General features: G+C 50.1%; 16 protein-coding genes. 7 read left to right on the forward strand and 9 right to left on the reverse strand.

Annotated features, from left to right (window positions below):
• Positions 1–199: 199 nt before the first annotated feature.
• From hmpA to R0134_RS12285, 3 genes are all read left to right on the forward strand, one after another.
• Positions 200–1,396, forward strand: a complete 1,197-nt coding sequence (gene hmpA, locus R0134_RS12275; RefSeq protein ID WP_319782244.1) for an NO-inducible flavohemoprotein — start codon at positions 200–202, stop codon at positions 1,394–1,396.
• Positions 1,397–1,511: 115 nt separating this feature from the next.
• The gene (locus R0134_RS12280; RefSeq protein WP_319782245.1) at positions 1,512–2,342 is read left to right on the forward strand and encodes a CoA ester lyase; all 831 of its coding nucleotides are present in this window, start codon (positions 1,512–1,514) and stop codon (positions 2,340–2,342) included.
• A gap of 166 nt (positions 2,343–2,508) precedes the next feature.
• Positions 2,509–2,883 (forward strand): glutathione S-transferase N-terminal domain-containing protein, encoded by a 375-nt coding sequence (locus R0134_RS12285; protein WP_319782246.1) that lies wholly within the window; start codon positions 2,509–2,511, stop codon positions 2,881–2,883.
• A 58-nt stretch (positions 2,884–2,941) separates the two neighbouring features.
• Here R0134_RS12285 and R0134_RS12290 read toward each other — a convergent pair whose 3' ends face one another.
• Positions 2,942–3,106, reverse strand: coding sequence for an entericidin A/B family lipoprotein (locus R0134_RS12290; protein WP_319782247.1), 165 nt, complete (start codon positions 3,104–3,106; stop codon positions 2,942–2,944).
• Positions 3,107–3,455: 349 nt separating this feature from the next.
• On the opposite strand from R0134_RS12290, the gene chrA reads away from it, so the two are divergent.
• Positions 3,456–4,619, forward strand: a complete 1,164-nt coding sequence (chrA, locus tag R0134_RS12295) for a chromate efflux transporter (RefSeq protein WP_319782248.1) — start codon at positions 3,456–3,458, stop codon at positions 4,617–4,619.
• Positions 4,620–4,625: 6 nt separating this feature from the next.
• Here the strand turns inward: chrA and R0134_RS12300 are convergent, their stop codons facing one another.
• The 4 genes from R0134_RS12300 to R0134_RS12315 all read right to left on the reverse strand — a co-directional run bounded on the left by R0134_RS12300 (position 4,626) and on the right by R0134_RS12315 (position 9,247).
• Complete coding sequence (locus R0134_RS12300; protein ID WP_319782249.1) at positions 4,626–5,390, reverse strand: IclR family transcriptional regulator; 765 nt, start codon at positions 5,388–5,390, stop codon at positions 4,626–4,628.
• Positions 5,391–5,422: 32 nt separating this feature from the next.
• Positions 5,423–5,830, reverse strand: coding sequence for a heme-binding protein (locus R0134_RS12305; protein WP_319782250.1), 408 nt, complete (start codon positions 5,828–5,830; stop codon positions 5,423–5,425).
• A gap of 355 nt (positions 5,831–6,185) precedes the next feature.
• The gene (locus R0134_RS12310; protein ID WP_319782251.1) at positions 6,186–8,141 is read right to left on the reverse strand and encodes a TRAP transporter large permease subunit; all 1,956 of its coding nucleotides are present in this window, start codon (positions 8,139–8,141) and stop codon (positions 6,186–6,188) included.
• 92 nt (positions 8,142–8,233) lie between these two features.
• Positions 8,234–9,247, reverse strand: a complete 1,014-nt coding sequence (locus R0134_RS12315; protein ID WP_319782252.1) for a TRAP transporter substrate-binding protein — start codon at positions 9,245–9,247, stop codon at positions 8,234–8,236.
• Between the two features lie 328 nt (positions 9,248–9,575).
• Here R0134_RS12315 and R0134_RS12320 point away from each other — a divergent pair, with 328 nt between their 5' ends.
• Positions 9,576–11,198, forward strand: a complete 1,623-nt coding sequence (locus R0134_RS12320) for a choline dehydrogenase (protein ID WP_319782253.1) — start codon at positions 9,576–9,578, stop codon at positions 11,196–11,198.
• Positions 11,199–11,237: 39 nt separating this feature from the next.
• Here the strand turns inward: R0134_RS12320 and R0134_RS12325 are convergent, their stop codons facing one another.
• From R0134_RS12325 to R0134_RS12340, 4 genes are all read right to left on the reverse strand, one after another.
• The gene (locus R0134_RS12325) at positions 11,238–13,652 is read right to left on the reverse strand and encodes a heavy metal translocating P-type ATPase (protein ID WP_319784366.1); all 2,415 of its coding nucleotides are present in this window, start codon (positions 13,650–13,652) and stop codon (positions 11,238–11,240) included.
• A gap of 321 nt (positions 13,653–13,973) precedes the next feature.
• Entirely contained in the window at positions 13,974–14,360 is a 387-nt protein-coding gene (gene cueR, locus R0134_RS12330; protein ID WP_319782255.1) for a Cu(I)-responsive transcriptional regulator, read from the reverse strand.
• 128 nt (positions 14,361–14,488) lie between these two features.
• Positions 14,489–14,692: a heavy-metal-associated domain-containing protein gene (locus R0134_RS12335; RefSeq protein ID WP_319782256.1), complete on the reverse strand. Its 204-nt coding sequence runs from the start codon at positions 14,690–14,692 to the stop codon at positions 14,489–14,491.
• A 320-nt stretch (positions 14,693–15,012) separates the two neighbouring features.
• Positions 15,013–16,296, reverse strand: coding sequence for a purine/pyrimidine permease (locus R0134_RS12340; RefSeq protein WP_319782257.1), 1,284 nt, complete (start codon positions 16,294–16,296; stop codon positions 15,013–15,015).
• A gap of 362 nt (positions 16,297–16,658) precedes the next feature.
• Between R0134_RS12340 and purH the strand changes: the two genes are divergently transcribed.
• Both purH and purD read left to right on the forward strand, forming a co-directional pair.
• Complete coding sequence (gene purH, locus R0134_RS12345; RefSeq protein WP_319782258.1) at positions 16,659–18,242, forward strand: bifunctional phosphoribosylaminoimidazolecarboxamide formyltransferase/IMP cyclohydrolase; 1,584 nt, start codon at positions 16,659–16,661, stop codon at positions 18,240–18,242.
• A 225-nt stretch (positions 18,243–18,467) separates the two neighbouring features.
• Positions 18,468–19,760, forward strand: a complete 1,293-nt coding sequence (gene purD, locus R0134_RS12350; RefSeq protein ID WP_319782259.1) for a phosphoribosylamine--glycine ligase — start codon at positions 18,468–18,470, stop codon at positions 19,758–19,760.
• Positions 19,761–19,807 lie beyond the last annotated feature (47 nt).

A 19,807-nucleotide genomic window follows, 5' to 3' on the forward strand; every position in this document is an offset into this window, starting at 1 on the left:
GGTAACTCACGCTAAATGCCACTTAGCCCGCGAGATCACAGGACTACATTGTTACGCTTAGCGCTTTAAATGCAAGTGCAACTACAAAGCCAAACGAAGCCCTAAGCATAAAAAGACAATTTCTTATTGATGCATATCAAATGACACTATAAAATGCGCAATAAGTTGCATTCAATATACACATTAAGAGGCGTTAATCATGCTCGATAGTCGCACCAGAGAAATCGTTAAAAGTACCGTTCCTTTGCTCGAGGCTGCTAACACAGCACTCACTGAGCACTTTTATAAGCGCATGTTCCGTGACAATCCTGAGCTGAAAGACGTCTTCAATCTCAGCAACCAAGCATCTGGCCGCCAGCCAGCGGCACTGTTTAATGCGGTATTAGCTTACGCCAAAAACATCGATAACCCTGCCGTACTCGCCAGTGCAGTAGAGCGCATCGCCCAAAAGCACACTGGCTTTGCTATTACGCCGTCCCAGTACGATATCGTCGGCCACCATTTGTTAGAAACCATCAAAGAGTTAGCGCCCGACGCGGCCACTCCAGAAGTGATTGATGCCTGGGCACAAGCCTACGGCGCCTTAGCGGGTTTATTTATTGGTCGTGAAGAACAAATTTATCAAGAAAGTGAACAGAAAACCGGTGGCTGGCGCGGCTACCGCGACTTTGTGGTGGCAGAAAAGCAAGCCGAAAGCACGCTCATCACCAGCTTTTTGTTAGTGCCTACCAATGGCGGTGAAGTGCTCGATTTCTTGCCCGGCCAATACTTAAATCTGCACTTGGTCAGCCCTAAGCTGGCGCATAACGAATATCGTCAATATTCATTATGCCAAGCGCCCAATGGTCAGAACTATCGTATTGCGGTAAAACGTGAGCCTAATGGTGTGGCGTCCAACTTTATGCACGATGAAGTACAAGTGGGCGACACTCTGCAAGTGCTACCACCTTCTGGTGACTTCTTTATGGAAGTGAGCGCAGACACGCCTGTGGTATTAATCTCGGGTGGGGTGGGTCAAACGCCGATGCGCGCTATGCTCGACCAATTAATTAAACATAAGCACACCGCCGATATCCATTGGCTACACGCTTGTGAAGACGGTGCCCAACACGCTTTTCAGGCAGACATTCAGGCGCTGTGCCAAGCGAATAGCAATCTAACGACCCATGTGTGGTATCGCACGCCAGGTGAACACGATCAGCCAGCCGAGCATTATCACACCCAAGGGTTTATGGACTTAAACCAGTTGAAAGACGGCATTAGTAACGCCAATACCCATTATTATTTCTGTGGTCCGCTGCCGTTTATGGCCATGGTCAAAGAAACGCTCTCGGACTGGGGTATTGCTGACGATCGCCTGCATTATGAAGTTTTTGGCCCTCACGAGAGTCTGTAATCGTACCTAGGTCGCACTCTTTACTGCCCGAGGTTTACAGTGTGAGCGCACTGGTTTAAATAGAAGACTCCATTATACAGCTGCGACTCAGTCGCTCGCGTAAACAGGGGTTTTTATGGACATCAATGCGCTACAAACACTGCTTTTCGTTCCGGCCAATCGACCGGAGCGTTTTGATAAGGCATTAGCCAGTGGGGCCGATGCTATTATCATCGACTTAGAAGATGCGGTACCGGCAGCAGAAAAAGACGCCGCCAGCACCGCACTTAGCAATTGGCTTGAAAGCCAGCCCGCTGACTCCGTTTTGATCCGCATTAATGGCACAGGTAGCCCTTGGTTTAGCCAAGATATTACCCTCTGCCGCTCCCGCGCCGTGGCCGCTATTATCGTGCCCAAAGCCGACGATCCCGTCGCTTTAACCGAATTGGCACACCTTAGCGAAAAACCCCTGTTACCCTTTATTGAATCTGCCCTCGCCTTTACTCGTCTTGATGCCATTGCCAGCGCCCCGAATGTCGCGCGCTTGCTGTTTGGTAAATTAGACTTAGCACTGGATCTGGGTATGGACTACCCGCCACCGGCCGGTGAACCCTTAGATGAAGCGGCTTTTCTTTATGCGCGTAGCCAACTGGTAATGTGCTCACGCGTGCACGGTTTAGGTGCTCCCATCGATGCCATTTACACCGCCATTCACGATGAGAAAGGCCTCACCGATTATGCCCGCCAAGGTATGCGACTGGGTTTTAGTGGCTTCTTGCTTATTCACCCAGCACAGGTGACTCCGGCACAAAAAGCCTTGGCCCCCACTAGTGCGCAAATTCTATGGGCCAAGCATGTACTGGCGGCTGAAGTCCGTGAAAAAGGCGCGGTAGTGGCGGTAAGCGGCAACATGGTGGACTTACCCGTGATGGCCAGAGCCAAACGCATTATGGAGCTCATCGAATGACGCTATACGTCGTACGCTGTACGCCGCACGTTAAAGAAAGTTCCGCCTAACGTAAGGCGTAAGGCGTAAGGCGTAAGGCGCATTTCCTCATCAAAGCATTTGCAGATACAATCCCTGTTTGATTTTCAGATAAGCGGCCTTAGCCGCTTATCATAAGGGAGCCGTTATGCTGGTCAAACTGTTACGAAATGGAATTGGGGGTCTGTGGCAACTGGGCGATTTGATTACCCGACCCACTAAAATGCGCCGCTCCGCCGAGGCACAAGCCCAAGTGGATGCAGCCTGTAGCGAATTGGCGCTTTATCAGCTGCCCCGCTGCCCATTTTGCATTAAAGTGCGCCGAAATATGCACAAGCTAAATTTGCCCATTACCTTGCGTAATGTGCAGCCAGGCTCGCCTTATCGCGATGAATTACAAGCAGGGGGAGGACGAGTCAAGTCGCCTTGTTTGCGTATAGAAGAAAACGGTGCCAGCCGTTGGATGTATGAGTCAAACGATATTATTACTTATTTAGAACAACGGTTTGCCAATCTAAAATAGCGAGCAATAAGCATTTAATAGAAATATGCCAGCAGCGTACTGCTGGCATACAAATAGATTACATTGCTCCATGCTGCACGTCGTGGGACGTTTCTTCTACCACTTCACCACCGCGCTGAATATCTTTGCCAGCCCCAGCCACGGTATTACAGCCCGCTAAGCCGCCAACTAAGCCTGCTACCATCAAGACTGCCATTAATTTTTTCATTGTTTGCTGAAACATAATTTCGTCCTTCTTTCGGTGAGTAAACAAATTCAGTGTAGACCCAATTGTAGAGCGTAACGACCCTCATTTCCCACAATCGGACTCAAATTATCGCAGTTACCGCCGAGCAATTACACACTCATCAATTATAAGCTCTCATTAATCACAGCGCGCCAAACCTTTCAAGAGTCCAAGATGACCGCATTAACAGCATGCTCAACAGCAAACTGCCTCCCACTATGATCACCAAGCCCTTCACCTGATTTATCTTAGCGTTGGTTTTAACTAAACATTCATCATTCAAAATTCAACATTGCCTTAAGCGCGGTTATGATAGGGCCAGATGAATCGAGGCAAGGAGAGGATGATGCTGGAAGTATTTTGGCAGTTTTTTAAATTAGGCTGGATTAGTTTTGGTGGCCCGGCGGCGCACATTGGCTATTTTCAGCGTCATTTTGTGCAAAAGCTGGGTTGGATCCCTCAAGACAGATTCGCCTCAACGTTAGCATTGTGCCAATTTTTACCTGGGCCCGCCTCTAGTCAATTAGGCTTTGCGCTCGGTTACCAGCGTGCCGGATTGTTTGGTGCCATCGCCGCTTTTATCGGCTTCACCCTGCCCTCTTTTCTGTTAATGTTAGGCTTGGCGTTGGCTGGCAGCGCTTGGGCTAATCAACCGGCAGCCTTGGCCATTGTTACTGGTCTTAAGCTGTTCGCGCTAGTGGTGGTGGCCGATGCGGTGCTGTCGATGGCCAAGCAATTTTGTCGCCAACAAAGCACGCTGGTGTTAGCCGTGCTGAGTGCCGCACTGTTATGGTTGGTGCCAAGCCTAAGCATGCAATTTGTGGTGTTAGTGGCCGCCGCCGTGATAGGCGCATTTTTGCTAAAGGCTGAGCCCACCGAGCAGACAATGCCGTTGGGTATTAACTGGCCTTTTATGGTGGTGTTTTTTGGTCTGCTGTTCGTTATGCCCTTGCTCAGCCTGACCGATACCGCCGCTATTTTTGCCGATTTTTATCAGGCCGGCAGTTTAGTGTTTGGTGGCGGCCACGTGGTACTGCCCTTATTAGAAGGCATACTGCTAGGGGGTGAGACGGCCCAGCCCGGCGCCTTATCGCAGGATGTATTTCTTACCGGTTACGGTGCCGCCCAAGCCATGCCCGGCCCCATGTTCAGTTTGGCCAGTTTCTTAGGTGCAGAGCTACACCCCTCAGCTCCCGTATGGGGCGCACTGGCGGCAACCTTTGGTATTTTCTTACCGGGATTTTTGTTGATATTGGCCTTACAAAACAGCTGGCACGCATTAGCGGCGCGCCCGCTAATGGCAGGTAGTGTGCGCGGCATTAACGCCGCCGTGGTGGGATTGTTGCTCTCGGCTTTATATCAGCCAGTGTTTGTGAGCAGCATAAGCGCCAGCCCTAACGGAGCCGCCGCATTAGCGGCCGCAGCCTTAGGCTTATTGGCACTGCGCACCTTACGTTGCCCAGTCATAGTGCTAATACCTGTATTTATGCTGCTGGGGTTTTGGTTATGAATATTGTTATAAATCCAACACCGCCTGCAACTGTGCGGCCGCACGCCGCAGGACTGGTGCATACTCCATAAGACTAGCCAGTGGCTTACGTGTCGTTGGAGCGTGTACCGCCAACGTAGCACGAACCTGTCCTACCTCATCATAAATGGGCACAGCAATGGCCACCATGCCGTCAATCAGTTCTTCATTGTCGGTACTCAAAGTATTCTCGACAATTTTTTCCATTTCTTGTTCCAGTAGCTTGCGATCAGTAATGCTATTCTGGGTGTGAACACCCAACGGTAAGCTAGCAAGCAGTGCCTTGCGGCGGTGCAGTGGCATTAACGCCAAAAATAATTTGCCACTGGCGGTACAATGTAAAGGCATACGCGAACCAGGAGGCAACTCTATACGTACCGGCCAGTTGGCTTCAACACGCTCGAAGTAGATAAGTTCATGGCCATCCAGCAAGGTAATATTACAGGTCTCACCCAACTCAGTGGCTAATTTCTGTAGTATTGCTCGTCTCGGAGCACCGACACTACGCTGAGCCAGTATGTCCAAGGCCATTTTTCTCAAGCGTGGTCCTGGACTGAGATGGCGACTATCTGGCTCTTTCTGCAACAGACCTTCCTGTTCCAATTGGCCGATAATACGGTGAACCGTTGGCTTGGGCACATCAAGGCGCTGGCATAAATCTGCTGCAGTCGTCCTATCTTCCTTGAGCAATTCCTCGATCAAGGCAAAAGCACGAAGCAAAGTTGAATTGGTTGCACGGGTTGATGTACTCATGAGCCCTCCTGAATGAATTTTCAAACAGTTTATCATAAGGATATCTGGATACGTTCAGCGAACTGCTGGCAAAGAGACATGTCATCTTCTACGACTTGCCCACTAACACCCACCGCCCCCATCAATATTTGCTTATTAAACAGTGGTAAACCACCGGGAAGCGACGTGAATTTTTCATCCAGAAAATCGTCCAGCGACAACTGCTCGCTCAACAGCCGCTGCCTGAACATGGCGGTCGACACTCCCATTTTGGCCGCCGTGTAAGCCTTGCCTATGGCAATATTAATCAGTCGCTCGGGCGCACCATCCATCCGATAGAAATAAACCAACGCCCCACTATTATCAACCGCAGCCAAGCACACTGGTTGACTACCCTCTTCAATAATTTGCTCCACCATTATCTGACAAGCTCTTACTACACTACGGGCACTTAAGGTCATGAGCGCTCCTTATCATTACAACGTATAAAAATATACCTGATTACCAACAAAGCTCAGCCATGTTGCAGTGAACTAATCACCAATAAATGCAAAAGTTACATGGAGCGACTCATATTTTCGGTAAGAATATGGGGCTCTGTTTGGTGTTTTGACCTTGTAGGGGCCAATTTATTCGGCCCGGTTTGGTGTTTTGGTCTAAATCTAAACCTCAGTAACAGCCAGCAAAGCTGGCCAGCCGAATAAATTGGCTGCTACAAAGAACAAACCAAAACAACGCGCATAATGGCTGAAGTTCATACGTAATCAGGAAAATATAAAAGCGAAGCCTTAGGCTCCGCTTTTATCAAGAACAGCCTTACAGCAGCAGCAATGAAATACTTGGCACGTAAGTAATCAACAACAGCACAGCTATCATCATCAGCAGATAGACCCAGATATTTTTGGCCAGTCCACTAATACTGACTTTGGCGATACCACTGGCGACGAACAGGTTAACCCCCACTGGAGGTGTAACAAAACCGATGGCCAAGTTCATCACCATCATCACCCCAAAATGAACCGGGTTCACATCAACGGCCAACGCCAAAGGCAACAGTATCGGAGTCAGGATAACAATGGCTGCCAGGGCTTCCATGAAAACACCAATCCATAGCAGGAAGATGTTTATCATTATCAGGATAAAGAACTTGTTCGAAGTCACCGAAAGAATCATTTCGGCGATACTTTCGGGTATTTGTTCAATGGTCATGATATTACCGAAGATGGTCGCCATCGCCATCAGCAGTATAATAATGGAAGAAATACCGGCGGCATCCTGAGCCGAAGACCAGAGGTTGCGGAAGGTTAATTCCTTGTGAATGCACAGACCCACGAACAGACCATATAAAGCTGCAACGGCAGCGGCTTCTGTTGGCGTCATGATACCGCCATAGATACCACCCAGCACAATCACCGGTACCATCAGGGCCCACTTTGCCTGCCAAGCTGCGCTCATAAAGGTTTTAAGCGAGCGCTCGCGCACATCACCATACCAGCCGTTTTTCTTGGAAATTACATAGGTAACAACCATAAGGGCTACACCCATGATCAGACCGGGAACAATACCAGCGATAAACAGATCGCCAATCGATACCTGAGCCGCCACTCCGTAGACCACAAAGGGATTACTCGGTGGAATAATCACCCCGATCGCCCCTGCGCAGGCAACAACAGTAGCAGAGAAATATTTATCATATCCTCGGGCAATCATCGCAGGAATAGTAATAGAGCCGATTGCAGCCACAGTGGCAGGGCCTGAACCGCTAATTGAAGCAAAGAAGATACAAGTCATAATACTGGTCAACGCCATACCGCCAGGTAAGGCTCCTACCAGCTCATCACCCAACGCCAGCAGCCGCTTGGACAAGCCCCCAGCTCCCATGAATACCCCTGCTGCAATAAAGAAGGGAATAGCCATAATGGGGAAGGAGTCGATTGAAGAAAAGGCAATTTGTGCCAAATAATCCACCGGTAGTGTGCCAGCCCCCAGCACCGTCACCAGCCCAGACAGCCCTAACGAAAAGGCGATGGGTACCCCCATCAATAAAAACAGAATGAAGTATCCGAACAACAGCAGGGAAGCACTCCATTCGTCGGATAACAGTACAGGTGCAAAAATAATGGCCGGTGCCACCAGTCCTATACATATATCGGAAATACTCATGCCTCGACTCTGACGCCACAGGGACTGCAACGTGCGCAGGGTCATCAGGCCAAAGCCGATGGGCAGAATCAAATAGGGAATATAATATCCGATTTGCAGGGCCGGTGTGGTTTGCGGCATGACCAGTTGCATTTCCACATAACCCAGCCCCATAAAGGCAAATAAAAACACTAGAACAAGGGTACAGCTGTCAATCACTAGCCAGAGAATATCCTGGTAGCGTTTGGACAATTTATTATGAATTACATCGACACGTATCCCCCCTCTCGTAATAATCGAGATAGATACCGCCAGGTAAGATATCCAGATAAAAATATAACGAGCCAGCTCTTCGCTCCAAATTCCCCAGCCAGAGGCACTCTTGATACTGGCACGTAATCCCTCGATATCTACCCAACTTCCGAACAGTTGTTCAAACTCAGGGGTACCTGTCATGTTCAATATGGCTGAGATAGAGTATCTGAAAAATGTCTGATAGTTGATGATGACGATCATCAACATCAAGCCAAGAAACAGGAAAGGCTTTTCAAAATTTTTAATTGCAATATTAAGATAAGAAGCCTGTTTTTCTTTAACCAGCTCTCCCCTATGCATCTTTGCAGTTTCCATACAGTAACTCCGGATTCATATTCCAAAATAAGACCCACTAGCGGAAACGAAATGCTTCCGCTAGATAGAGAAATTGTTCAATAGAGTCGGAATTATTGCTGGGTATCCTGAACCAGTTTAATCAGTTCGGCAGGAAGGTTGGCAGCAAACTGGTCAAATACCGGCTTGGTCACTTGACGATACTCTGCCAGCTCTTCCTCGGTAGCTTCATGAATAATGACTCCGGCATCAATCATTCCCTGACGCGATTTTATTTTATCTTCCGGGTAGGCCACGGTGCGTTGATAAGTTACCGCTTCCTGAGAGGCCTCTTCGATCAACTGTTGCGCCTCAGCTGGTAGCCCGTCCCACCATTTCTTGTTGGCCATGGCCACCTGCATGCCGTAGTTATGGGCCGAAGTGACTGCATATTTTAGGTTTTCATGATGCTTGGCACCGTACATGAGGTCAAAAGTGTTACCTTCGGCATCGATGGTCCCCTGCTGCAGTGCTGTGTAAACCTCTCCCCAGGAAATGGGGGACGGATTGGCGCCCAATGCCTTGGCTACGGCGACTTCTACTTGTGAATCCGTGGTTCGTATTTTCAGACCGGAAAGCGAAGCAGGACCATTCAATGGTCTATCTTTGGATACAAAATTACGATAACCATACTCTGCATACATGATGGGCTGCAGGCCGATGTCATTGGCCACTTTCTCCAAGTAGATGTTCAGCGGGCCGTCCTTGTCCAGCGATTTATATAATTTTTCCTGATGCTCGGGACTGGTTATATAAGGCAGATCAAATACTTGGTAAAGAGGGGTAAAGCTGGCGAGATTCGGCGTTGAACTAACACCGACTTCTAACGTTCCTCGCTGTGCTCCCTCAATCATAACCCTATCACTTCCCAGTACTGAACCAGGGAACAGCTGTACCTTGATCCTGCCATCCGATTTTTCTTTAACCAGATCTGCAAACTTCTTGTAGGCCACAGTAATGTGGCTACCGGGAGGTGCGGGATGAGCCAGCTTCATCTTGATCTTCGGCCCTGAATAATCAGCCATGACAGTGGTGCTGACTGACATCATCAATACCACTGACGACAAAATAAGTGGAGTAACCTTCATAATTGACCTCGTCCTTGTCTACAGGATTTAAATTAACCGCTACATAATTGCAACAATTTAAATTGTATATTCAAAACCTCTCCCGTCAACATAAACATCATTAAATTTGATACAAAAACAATCATAAAAAATAAATGACCAGTAAAATCAATATATTACGATAAGTAAATTTTCATTTTAACATACTAAAAATCAAAACAACCTCTATAAAAACCAAATAATAGTCTCTAAAAACAATAAAAAATTAACAATAAATTATCATTTATCTATTGATATAAAATAAAAAAGGACTATTTTGATACTAATCGTATCGTTTTAATGGTGAGTTATGTCTTTATATCAAGATCAGTTTTTTGGTGAGTTCGACTATATCGTTGTGGGTGCGGGCTCGGCAGGATGTGTGTTAGCCAATCGGCTTACTGAAGATCCAGAGATCAAGGTGTTGCTGCTAGAAGCAGGGGGACGAGATTGGAATCCTTGGATACATGTTCCAGTGGGTTACTTTAAGACTATGCATAACCCTGCCACCGACTGGTGCTATGTCACAGATCCAGATCAAGGAATTAATGGCCGGCAGCTGCAGTGGCCCAGAGGCAAAGTATTAGGGGGGTCCAGCTCACTTAACGGCTTGCTATATATTCGCGGTCAACGCCAAGATTACGATGGCTGGGCTGCCATGGGCAATGAGGGTTGGAGTTACGAGGACGTTCTACCTTACTTCAAAAAATCTGAATGCCAGTCTCGGGGCGCGGATGACTATCACGGAGTTGATGGCCCATTGAAGGTATCCGATCTTCGCTTACGCAGAGAAATAGCCGATCGATTTGTCGAAGCTGCACAACAAATTGGCATACCCGCCAACCCAGACGTTAATGGTGCTACTCAGGAAGGCGTAAGTTACTTTCAGCAAACGGCCTACAAAGGGCTACGTTGTAGTAGCGCCAAGGCATTTCTACGCCCAGCACAAAAACGTTCTAACCTAACTGTACTAACCCGCGCCCACACCCGCCGTATCCTGATAGAAGGCAAGCAGGCCACCGGTATCGAATTTGAGCATAAGGGCAAGCGCCTATTGGCACGAGTAAGACATGAAGTAGTACTTAGTGCAGGAGCCATCGGCTCACCGCAAATACTACAGTGTTCGGGAATTGGTGAACCAGAGCATCTGAAATCAGTAGGCGTTGAGTGCCTGCACCCACTGCCGGGAGTAGGAGAGAATTTACAAGATCATTTGCAAATACGCCTTGTGTTTAAGACCAGCTGCAAAACACTCAACGACGAGGTTAATAATCCGATAAAAAAACTGGGAGTGGGTATGCAATATGCTTTTTCTCGCACTGGCCCTTTGACGCTAGCAGCTAGCCAAGTGTGTGTATTTACCCAGTCTAGAGACGGTTTAGATCGGCCAGACATTCAGTTTCACATGCAACCACTGAGTGCCGACAAGCCCGGAGAAGGTGTACACCCCTTCTCTGCCTTTACTACTTCAGTGTGCCAACTGCGCCCGCATAGCCGAGGTAGTATCAAGATCCGTAGCGCCGATCCTCATGAATATCCTTCAATACAAGCCAACTACCTTTCGGCTGAGGAGGATCTACGAGTAGCTGTGGATGCCATCAAGGTAGCTCGTCGTATCGCCGAAGCGGACGCCCTCAAGCCCGTGATCATCGATGAATATGTACCTGGCCGACAATATCAGACCGACGAACAATTACTGGACGCCGCTCGTCGTTTCAGCCAGACCATTTATCATCCAACCAGTACCTGTAAGATGGGCAACGACGAGATGGCAGTGGTCGATAGTAGGCTAAAAGTTCACGGCATCAAGGGGCTCAGGGTCGCCGATGCCTCTATTATGCCCGTTATCGTCTCTGGCAATACTAATGCTCCCGCCATCATGATTGGTGAAAAGTGCGCCGATATGATCAAGCAGGATCGAGCTCAGAGTTAAATAACAAACTATCAGTAATAAAGGCCGCTTAATTGCTTATTATCTCTGCAACGCTTTAAACCTTTTCAATCTTAGGGCGTTGCTCACCACAAATACGCTAGACAGTGCCATGGCACCGGCAGCGAGCATAGGTGAGAGTAAGATGCCGAAAGCGGGATATAACACGCCGGCCGCTACGGGTATCAAACAGGCGTTATAGGCGAAGGCCCAAAATAGGTTTTGGCGAATATTACGCAAGGTGGCATGACTAATGGCCAACGCACTGGGCACGGCGCGCAAATCGCCGCCCATCAGTACCACTTCGGCGGCTTCTATCGCGATATCGGTGCCGGTGCCTATGGCTAAGCCCACATCTGCCTCGGCCAGTGCCGGTGCGTCATTAATGCCGTCCCCCACAAAGGCCACAGGCCCATATTGCTCACGCAAGGCTTTTAAAGCCGCCACTTTACCGTCTGGCATCACTTCAGCTTTCACTTCATCTATGCCTAATTGGGCCGCTATGGCCTCGGCCGTATGGCGATTATCGCCGGTGATCATGGCCACTTTTAAGCCCAGCGCATGCAAGGCGTTGATGGCGTCCGGTGTGCCCTCCTTAATGGGATCTGCCACCGCAATAATGGCCGCTAATTTATCATCTATCGCCGCATACAGCGGGCTCTTGCCTTCTTTAGCCAGCTGCTGTGCTGTGCCATTAAGTGCGCTTAAGTCATAACCTAATTGAATCAGATAACGGTCGGCGCCTACTTCTACTTTTTGGCCATTTACCTTGGCCGCCACGCCTAAACCAGACAGAGACTGAAAGTCTTCCGGCGTAGCCAGCGTTAGTTCGCGCGCTTTCGCCGCCGCCACTATGGCTTCGGCAATCGGGTGCTCGGAGTGCTGCTCCACGGCGGCAATCAGCGCCAAGGTGTGGTTTTCATCGAAGTCAGGCAACACCTGTAAATCGGTAAGTTCCGGTTGGCCCTTGGTCAGAGTGCCGGTTTTATCGAGCGCTACTACCTTAGTATCACGCAGAGTTTGCAGGGCTTGGCCCTTACGAAACAACACACCCAGCTCTGCGGCGCGCCCAGTGCCCACCATAATCGAGGTCGGCGTGGCCAAGCCCATGGCACAAGGGCAAGCAATGATCAGCACCGCCACCGCATTAATAAGGGCAAAGCTTAAGGCTGGCGTGGGGCCAAACCACAGCCAAGCGATAAAGGTCAGTACGGCGATGGCCATCACTATCGGTACGAACACACCGGTGACTTTATCGACCAGCGCTTGAATAGGCAGTTTGGCGCCTTGGGCTTGCTCGACCATGCGAATAATTTGCGCTAATAATGTGTCTTTGCCGATTTTGGTGGTCACTACGGTTAAGGCGCCGTTTTTATTAATGGTGCCGCCGACCACTTCGTCGCCTTGATTTTTCTCTACCGGCACGGGCTCGCCGGTGAGCATAGACTCATCCACATAAGAGCTACCCGCCTGCACGGTACCGTCTAATGGAATGCGCTCGCCGGGGCGCACTAATAAGCAATCCCCCACTTGCACTTGGTTTAGCGGTACTTCTTGGCTCTCGCCGTCCTTTTGCACCCGCGCAGTATTAACCTGCAATTTTAATAAGCGCTGAATCGCGTCGCCGGTGCGGCCTTTGGCTCTGGCTTCCAAGAAACGACCCAATAAGATCAGCGTGACGATCACCGCCGCTGCTTCAAAATACACATATTGGGTGCCGGCGGGTAACAGATGACCGGCAAACATCACCACCACCGAAAATCCCCAGGCCGATAAACTGCCCAGCGCCACTAATGAATTCATGTCCGGAGCACCACGCAACAGTGCGGGAATACCTTGGCGCAAGAAGCGCCGACCTGGGCCCAGTAACACCAAAGTGGTGAGCAAAAACTGTATGCCCCAGTTTAGGGTTTGGCCTAAGGTCGCCTCAATCCACGAGGCCATACCGGGGATCACATGGCTACCCATTTCTAAAATAAACACCGGCAACGTCAGCGCCAGCGACCAGCCAAAGTCGCGCTTGAGGCTTTGCTGCTCGGCCGCTCGGCGCGCGTTATCGTCTTCCCGCTCCGCCGCTATGGGCTTGGCCTGATAACCGGCTTTTTTAATGGCCGCCACCAACTGCGCCTCATCCACATTGCCCTCAAGTACGCTCACCTGCGCACTTTCTGCCGCTAAATTCACGCTGGCAGACAATACTCCCGGCAAGCGCAGCAGCGCCTTTTCAACACGCCCCACACACGAAGCGCAGCTCATGCCGATAATGGTTAGCTCATATTGTTCGCTACGAGTTTGATAGCCGGCCTTGGTAAGGGTGTCGGTTAATGTCGTGGCTGAAGTACCAGCGGTCACACTCACTTCGGCCTTTTCGCTGGCTAAATTAACGTTCGCCGCCGTCACGCCGGTTGTTTTTAGCAAGGCCTGCTCAACACGACGCACGCAAGATGCACAGCTCATGCCGGTAATAGGCAGCTGGATCTGTTGCTCGTTTTTGGAGGCCGATGGTGGGAGAGAGTTAGGCTGAGAGTTAGAGTGAGCGGTGGTCATAAGCGAAGTCCTCAATGGCGATCATAGCCTGAGTGTAAGGCTTACCATAAGGGGAAGGTCAAGGCCGCAAAGCCATAGCCGTAAGTAGCCTTAGCCGTCTTCCTGTCGCACGTCAGGATCTCGTTTTGGTCTTATAGAGATTAAAAACGAGATACCGGGGCAAGCCCGGCAAGACTGCATAAAAATACGTCTTCCATTTTCGCCTCACACCTTACGCCTCACCCCTCACTTTTATTGAGCAAGCTGTTCGAGAATGGCACAGTGAGAGTTTTCGTCGCCAGAACAGGCAGAAATCATGTTTTGTAGCGTAGCTTGCATGGCAGCCAAATCTCGCAGCTTGTGCTCAACTTCGGCGAGATGTTGCTGGGCGACCAGCTTAACTGCACGACTGGACCGCGTGGGGTTTTGCCACAGGCTGAGCAACTCATCGATTTGTGCAATAGAAAAGCCTAATACCCGCGCTTGGCGAATAAATTTAAGCACTTCAATACATTGCTCGTCGTATTGGCGATAACCAGCGGCACTGCGCGCGGCTGGCTTTAGCAGCTGGATCTGTTCGTAGTGGCGGATCATCTTGGCAGATAAGCCACTTAATTTCGCCGCTTCACCTATGTTCATCAGCTTCTCTCTATAGGGCCGTGAAAAGTGAATGGTGAGATGTGAGGAGTAACACACCAAATCTGAAGCTCTGGCCTTTTCGTATTACCCTTCACCCTTAATTCTTCTCGCCTCACCGGCTTTTCGAATTAATTCTCGCTAATCGTAGGCGGGTAACCGGCGGCGGTTAGCGCATTTATCAGCTGTTGTGGGGTGCGGTTGCTGTGCACGGTGATCTGATGGTTGAGCAAGTCAAAATCGATTTCACAATTCTCATCGACAGCAGTTAAGGCATCGGTAATCGCACCCACGCAATGGCCGCAGGTCATATCCGGTATGGTAAATTCAGTCATCTTGCTTTCCTCAAGTTAGTAATGTTTCATCAACAGCTGCAGAGTAAGCGGTGGTGCCTTAAAGCACCAACACTAGATTTTAGTTATTAAAGCTATTTGCCACGGAAGGCACGGACAACACAAGGAAAAATAGTGATCAAATCTGAAAGTAATTATTAATGGTAAGAGCCAAACACCAGTTCATCAAAAAGCGTGCTCTTACCAATAAATGTATTATCTTTCGTCGCACGTGACCTCTTCCGTGAGTTCGGTGTTCTTCCGTGGCAGAAATAGTCTTTGTCAATCGCTCTGGCTCTTCGGTTACAGCTCAGCGCTATTTTTTAAGCCTTCTTGCGCCACGCTTGCTCCATTACCAGCGCGATTAAGGTGCCGGTTAATAGGCCATTGCCTAATAAATATTGCGCCAGTCCTGGCCAGTGCCGATACTGCTCGGGGGGCAAAAACATACAGCCCACGCCCAGCAATACGGTCACGCCCAAAATAGTACCGGCTCTTTCGTCCAGCGGATATTTAGTGAGCAGTTGAAAGGCCAGCATCACCAGTTTGATAAAGGCGGCCAGCAAAGCAGCGTTGGCCACAGGTGCGGGCAGCAATGATAAAAAACCCACCGCCGCAGGAAACAAGCTCACCCCGGCTAATAAGACACAGGCCATAATAAAAGGTGCGCGTCTTTGGTCGCCGGTCAGTTGAATAAAACCCGCCGTTACGGGCAAAGGCACAACGGCGATGGTCGACAGACCGCCTGCCATTATATGGCTAATGCCCGAAGCCAAGCTGCTGCGATTCAGCGCATCTTTCATGGTCGGCTGTGGACCCTGCACCACGGTAGAGATAGCCGTAATGGCCGCCACTTGGTTGGAGATAAGTAGCATGGAAAACAGTACCGCCACCACCAACATGCCCATGTCGAGCTTGGGCGCGCCAAAGGAAAATATATCTGGTAATTCGATGCCGCTCCCGGTATTTGGTATCGCAGTGGCACTTAAGCCAAATACCGCAAAGGCACCCCACCCCAGCACTATGCCCACCAATACCGCATAGGTGCGCACCAGCGCATGGCGGCTAAAGGAGCATAACAGCACGCCAACAAACACCAACAAGCCAATGATCGCCACCGGCATGGTCATTACGCCACTTTGCGGATCGGTCACCATGCCGCGCACAAATACGCCGGACAACTGGATAACCAGCAGCAACATAAAGCTACCCGTTACCAAGGGGGTAAATAAAAACAATAATCTGTGGGTTTGCTTAGCAAGACCCAACACCAACATAATGGCGCCGGACACTAATACCCCGCCCGCCAGTAGGCGTAATATCTCGCCGCCTTCATAGCCCTGAGCACGGCCAATATAGGCCATCACCACAAATACTATGGCCCAAGAGCCTGCTGGCCCGTCGGCCACCGGATAGCGATGGCCAATGCTAATTTGCACCAAAGAGCTCAAGCCCACCAACATAAGGGTGCGCTGCATTAAGCCGGCAATTTCACTGCCTTCAAGACCAAAGGCTTGGCCTAAGATAATCGGCAGTGCCAACGCATTGGCCAATAAGAAGATAAACCACTGGCTGACACTTAATCCCCAGCCCAAACGAGACCGCATAACTCACTCCACATAAATAGATAGACAAAGAAAGCACTAAGTACCAAACCCAACAAAAGACACGTAATTTTAAAAAGCAGTTTTGAGCGCGCCGGGGCCGCCCAGCGACACTAAAACGGTGGATCAATTTACCTAACACACCAGCACCGAGATTATCTCTCCTTATTACAGCCGAAGTCTCTTGACTCCTAAATAAATTAGGGGCGCAAGCAGCGGCAAAATACAGTAGAATACGCCGCCTCTGCTTAGCCGCAGATCCAGTTGTTGGGCCAGTACTGCATGCTAGGCGGTTTGGTAAAGTCGACGCGAGTCACGCCGCTTTTACCAAACCCCCCGATCGATCGTTAAAGGAACGAGAAACCATGGAAACTGCTCGACCCATTCGCCGTGCTCTGCTGAGTGTGTCTGACAAAGACGGCATCATCAATTTCGCCCAAGGCTTACACGCCCGTGGCGTAGAGCTGCTGTCTACCGGTGGCACCGCCCGTTTGTTAGCTGAACAAGGCATTCCCGTCACCGAAGTGTCTGATTATACCGGTTTTCCTGAAATGATGGATGGCCGCGTTAAAACGCTACACCCCAAGGTACACGGCGGTATTTTAGGCCGTCGCGGCACCGATGACGCCATTATGACCGAGCACGGCATTGCCCCTATCGACATGGTGGTGGTCAACCTTTACCCGTTCGCTAATACCGTAGCCAAAGCCGATTGCAGCCTCGAAGATGCTATCGAAAACATCGATATCGGCGGACCGACCATGGTACGTGCTGCCGCTAAAAACCACAACGATGTGGCCATAGTGGTAAATAGCTATGATTACGACCGTTTGCTCAGCGAAATGGACTTAGGCAACAACAGCCTGACTCAAGCCACGCGCTTTGGTTTAGCTATTGCCGCCTTTGAGCACACCGCCCAATACGACGGCATGATTGCTAACTACTTTGGCACCATGGTACCCGCCTATCATGCTGCGAGTGAAGGCTCTACTTTCCCGCGCACTATCAACTATCAATTCACCAAGAAGCAAGATTTACGCTATGGCGAAAACAGCCATCAGAGCGCCGCTTTTTATGTGGAAAACGACATTGATGAGGCGTCTGTTGCTACTGCCATTCAGCTGCAAGGCAAAGAGTTGTCGTTCAACAATATCAATGACACCGATGCAGCCCTTGAGTGCGTTAAAGAATTTGATGTGCCCGCCTGTGTAATCGTTAAGCACGCCAACCCATGCGGTGTGGCGCTAGGTGACGACATTCTGCAAGCCTACGAGCGCGCTTATCAAACTGACCCGACGTCAGCTTTTGGCGGCATTATTGCCTTTAACCGTGAGCTGGATGAAGCCACGGCCAACGCCATTGTTGAACGCCAGTTTGTAGAAGTAATTATTGCTCCTAGCGTGTCTGACGCCGCTAAAGCGGTGGTAGCCGATAAGAAGAATGTACGTTTGCTAGTGTCTGGCGAGTGGACGGCTAAAACTCAAGGCCGTGACATTAAGCGCGTGAACGGCGGTATTTTGGTGCAAGACCGCGATCAGGGCATGGTCGATTTGCATGATCTTAAAGTGGTCAGCAAACGCCAGCCTACCGATGCCGAGCTACAAGATTTGTTGTTCTGCTGGAAAGTGGCCAAGTACGTTAAGTCTAACGCCATTGTTTATGCTAAAGGCGCACAAACCATTGGTGTGGGTGCAGGCCAAATGAGCCGTGTGTATTCTGCCAGAATTGCCGGAATTAAAGCCGAAGATGAAGGTTTGCAGGTTGAAGGTTCGGTAATGGCATCTGATGCGTTCTTCCCGTTCCGCGATGGCATAGACGCCGCTGCTGCTGCTGGCATTAGCTGTGTTATTCAGCCGGGTGGTTCGATGCGTGATGATGAAATTATTCAAGCGGCTGACGAGCATGGCATGACCATGGTCTTCACCGGTATGCGTCACTTTCGCCATTGATAAGAAGCTAGAACGGAGTTAATTGAAGGGTGTGAGTTATCGAGATAGCGCTATCTCACACCGACACGCTTCAAGTACCTCCCTGTAACGCTCAAACACATAACATCCCTGTTATGTGGTGGTCGGCTTAGAGATACCCCCTATCTCTCTCTAATCCGACTGAGTGGCTTGTTACAGAGCTCTAGCTGCTATCAAGTGCTTTACTAATTTTGAGGAACAAAATTGATGAAAGTATTAATCATTGGTGGTGGTGGTCGTGAGCATGCTTTGGCGTGGAAGGCCGCACAATCGCCTAACGTCAGCCAGGTATTCGTGGCCCCAGGTAATGCGGGCACGGCATTAGAGTCAAACCTGACGAATGTGGACATTGCTGCCACAGATATTCAAGGCTTGCTGGCGTTTGCCAAACAAGAACAGATTGGCCTGACTATTGTCGGTCCAGAAGCGCCATTAGTAGCCGGTGTGGTTGATGCGTTTGACGCCGAAAGCTTAGCCATTTTTGGCCCCACTGCGGCCGCGGCCCAGTTAGAAGGTTCTAAAGCTTTCAGCAAAGACTTTTTAGCGCGTCAGAATATCCCGAGTGCTGAGTATCAGAACTTTACCGAAGTTGAGCCGGCTATCGCTTATTTACGCGAAAAAGGCGCACCTATCGTGATAAAAGCCGACGGCTTAGCGGCCGGTAAAGGCGTGATTGTGGCCATGACCTTGGCAGAGGCAGAAAACGCCGTGCACGATATGTTATCCGGCAACGCCTTTGGCGCTGCGGGCAGCCGCGTGGTGATAGAAGAATTTCTCGATGGCGAAGAAGCCTCCTTTATTGTGATGGTCGACGGTGAAAACGTGTTGGCCATGGCTACCAGCCAAGATCACAAGCGCGTCGGCGACGGCGATACCGGCCCCAATACCGGCGGCATGGGTGCCTATAGCCCAGCGCCGGTAGTAACGCCGGAAATCCACGACCGCGTGATGGAGCAAGTGATCATGCCCACCGTGCGTGGTATGGCGGCTGAAGGTAACGTTTACAAAGGCTTCTTATACGCGGGTCTGATGATCGATAACGCCGGCCAACCAAAGGTGATTGAGTTTAACTGTCGCTTTGGTGACCCAGAAACGCAGCCAATTTTAATGCGTTTACAATCTGATCTCGTGGATCTGTGCTTAGCCGGTTGTAACGGTAAGCTGGACACAGTGACCGCTGAGTTTGACCCGCGCGCCGCCGTGGGTGTGGTATTGGCGGCGGGCGGCTATCCGGCGGATGGCTATCGCAAATTTGACGCCATTACCAATATCCCCGCCGAAACGCCGATCAGCAAAACCTTCCACGCCGGCAGCAGCTTTCAAGACGGCACTCTGGTTACCTCAGGCGGGCGCGTATTGTGCGCCACTGCCTTAGGCAATACGGTAACCGAAGCGCAAGCCAATGCCTATGCGGTGGCTGAACAGATTAAATGGCAAGGGGTGTTTTATCGTCACGACATCGCCTATCGCGCCATAGAGCGGGAAAACCAAGGCACTTAATAGCACGCCTTACGTTATACGCGTCTCGCTATACGTAAAAAGAAAAA

Origin of the sequence: Oceanisphaera sp. IT1-181, assembly GCF_033807535.1 — a bacterium.
Classification (GTDB): Bacteria; Pseudomonadota; Gammaproteobacteria; order Enterobacterales; family Aeromonadaceae; genus Oceanimonas.

Bases quoted from the DNA above. Each gene is read 5' to 3' on its own strand.
- hmpA (WP_319782244.1), top strand. From the start codon at position 200: ATGCTCGATAGTCGCACCAGAGAAATCGTTAAAAGTACCGTTCCTTTG.
- R0134_RS12280 (WP_319782245.1), top strand. From the start codon at position 1,512: ATGGACATCAATGCGCTACAAACACTGCTTTTCGTTCCGGCCAATCGA.
- R0134_RS12285 (WP_319782246.1), top strand. From the start codon at position 2,509: ATGCTGGTCAAACTGTTACGAAATGGAATTGGGGGTCTGTGGCAACTG.
- R0134_RS12290 (WP_319782247.1), bottom strand. From the start codon at position 3,106: ATGTTTCAGCAAACAATGAAAAAATTAATGGCAGTCTTGATGGTAGCA.
- chrA (WP_319782248.1), top strand. From the start codon at position 3,456: ATGCTGGAAGTATTTTGGCAGTTTTTTAAATTAGGCTGGATTAGTTTT.
- R0134_RS12300 (WP_319782249.1), bottom strand. From the start codon at position 5,390: ATGAGTACATCAACCCGTGCAACCAATTCAACTTTGCTTCGTGCTTTT.
- R0134_RS12305 (WP_319782250.1), bottom strand. From the start codon at position 5,830: ATGACCTTAAGTGCCCGTAGTGTAGTAAGAGCTTGTCAGATAATGGTG.
- R0134_RS12310 (WP_319782251.1), bottom strand. From the start codon at position 8,141: ATGGAAACTGCAAAGATGCATAGGGGAGAGCTGGTTAAAGAAAAACAG.
- R0134_RS12315 (WP_319782252.1), bottom strand. From the start codon at position 9,247: ATGAAGGTTACTCCACTTATTTTGTCGTCAGTGGTATTGATGATGTCA.
- R0134_RS12320 (WP_319782253.1), top strand. From the start codon at position 9,576: ATGTCTTTATATCAAGATCAGTTTTTTGGTGAGTTCGACTATATCGTT.
- R0134_RS12325 (WP_319784366.1), bottom strand. From the start codon at position 13,652: ATGAGCTGTGCATCTTGCGTGCGTCGTGTTGAGCAGGCCTTGCTAAAA.
- cueR (WP_319782255.1), bottom strand. From the start codon at position 14,360: ATGAACATAGGTGAAGCGGCGAAATTAAGTGGCTTATCTGCCAAGATG.
- R0134_RS12335 (WP_319782256.1), bottom strand. From the start codon at position 14,692: ATGACTGAATTTACCATACCGGATATGACCTGCGGCCATTGCGTGGGT.
- R0134_RS12340 (WP_319782257.1), bottom strand. From the start codon at position 16,296: ATGCGGTCTCGTTTGGGCTGGGGATTAAGTGTCAGCCAGTGGTTTATC.
- purH (WP_319782258.1), top strand. From the start codon at position 16,659: ATGGAAACTGCTCGACCCATTCGCCGTGCTCTGCTGAGTGTGTCTGAC.
- purD (WP_319782259.1), top strand. From the start codon at position 18,468: ATGAAAGTATTAATCATTGGTGGTGGTGGTCGTGAGCATGCTTTGGCG.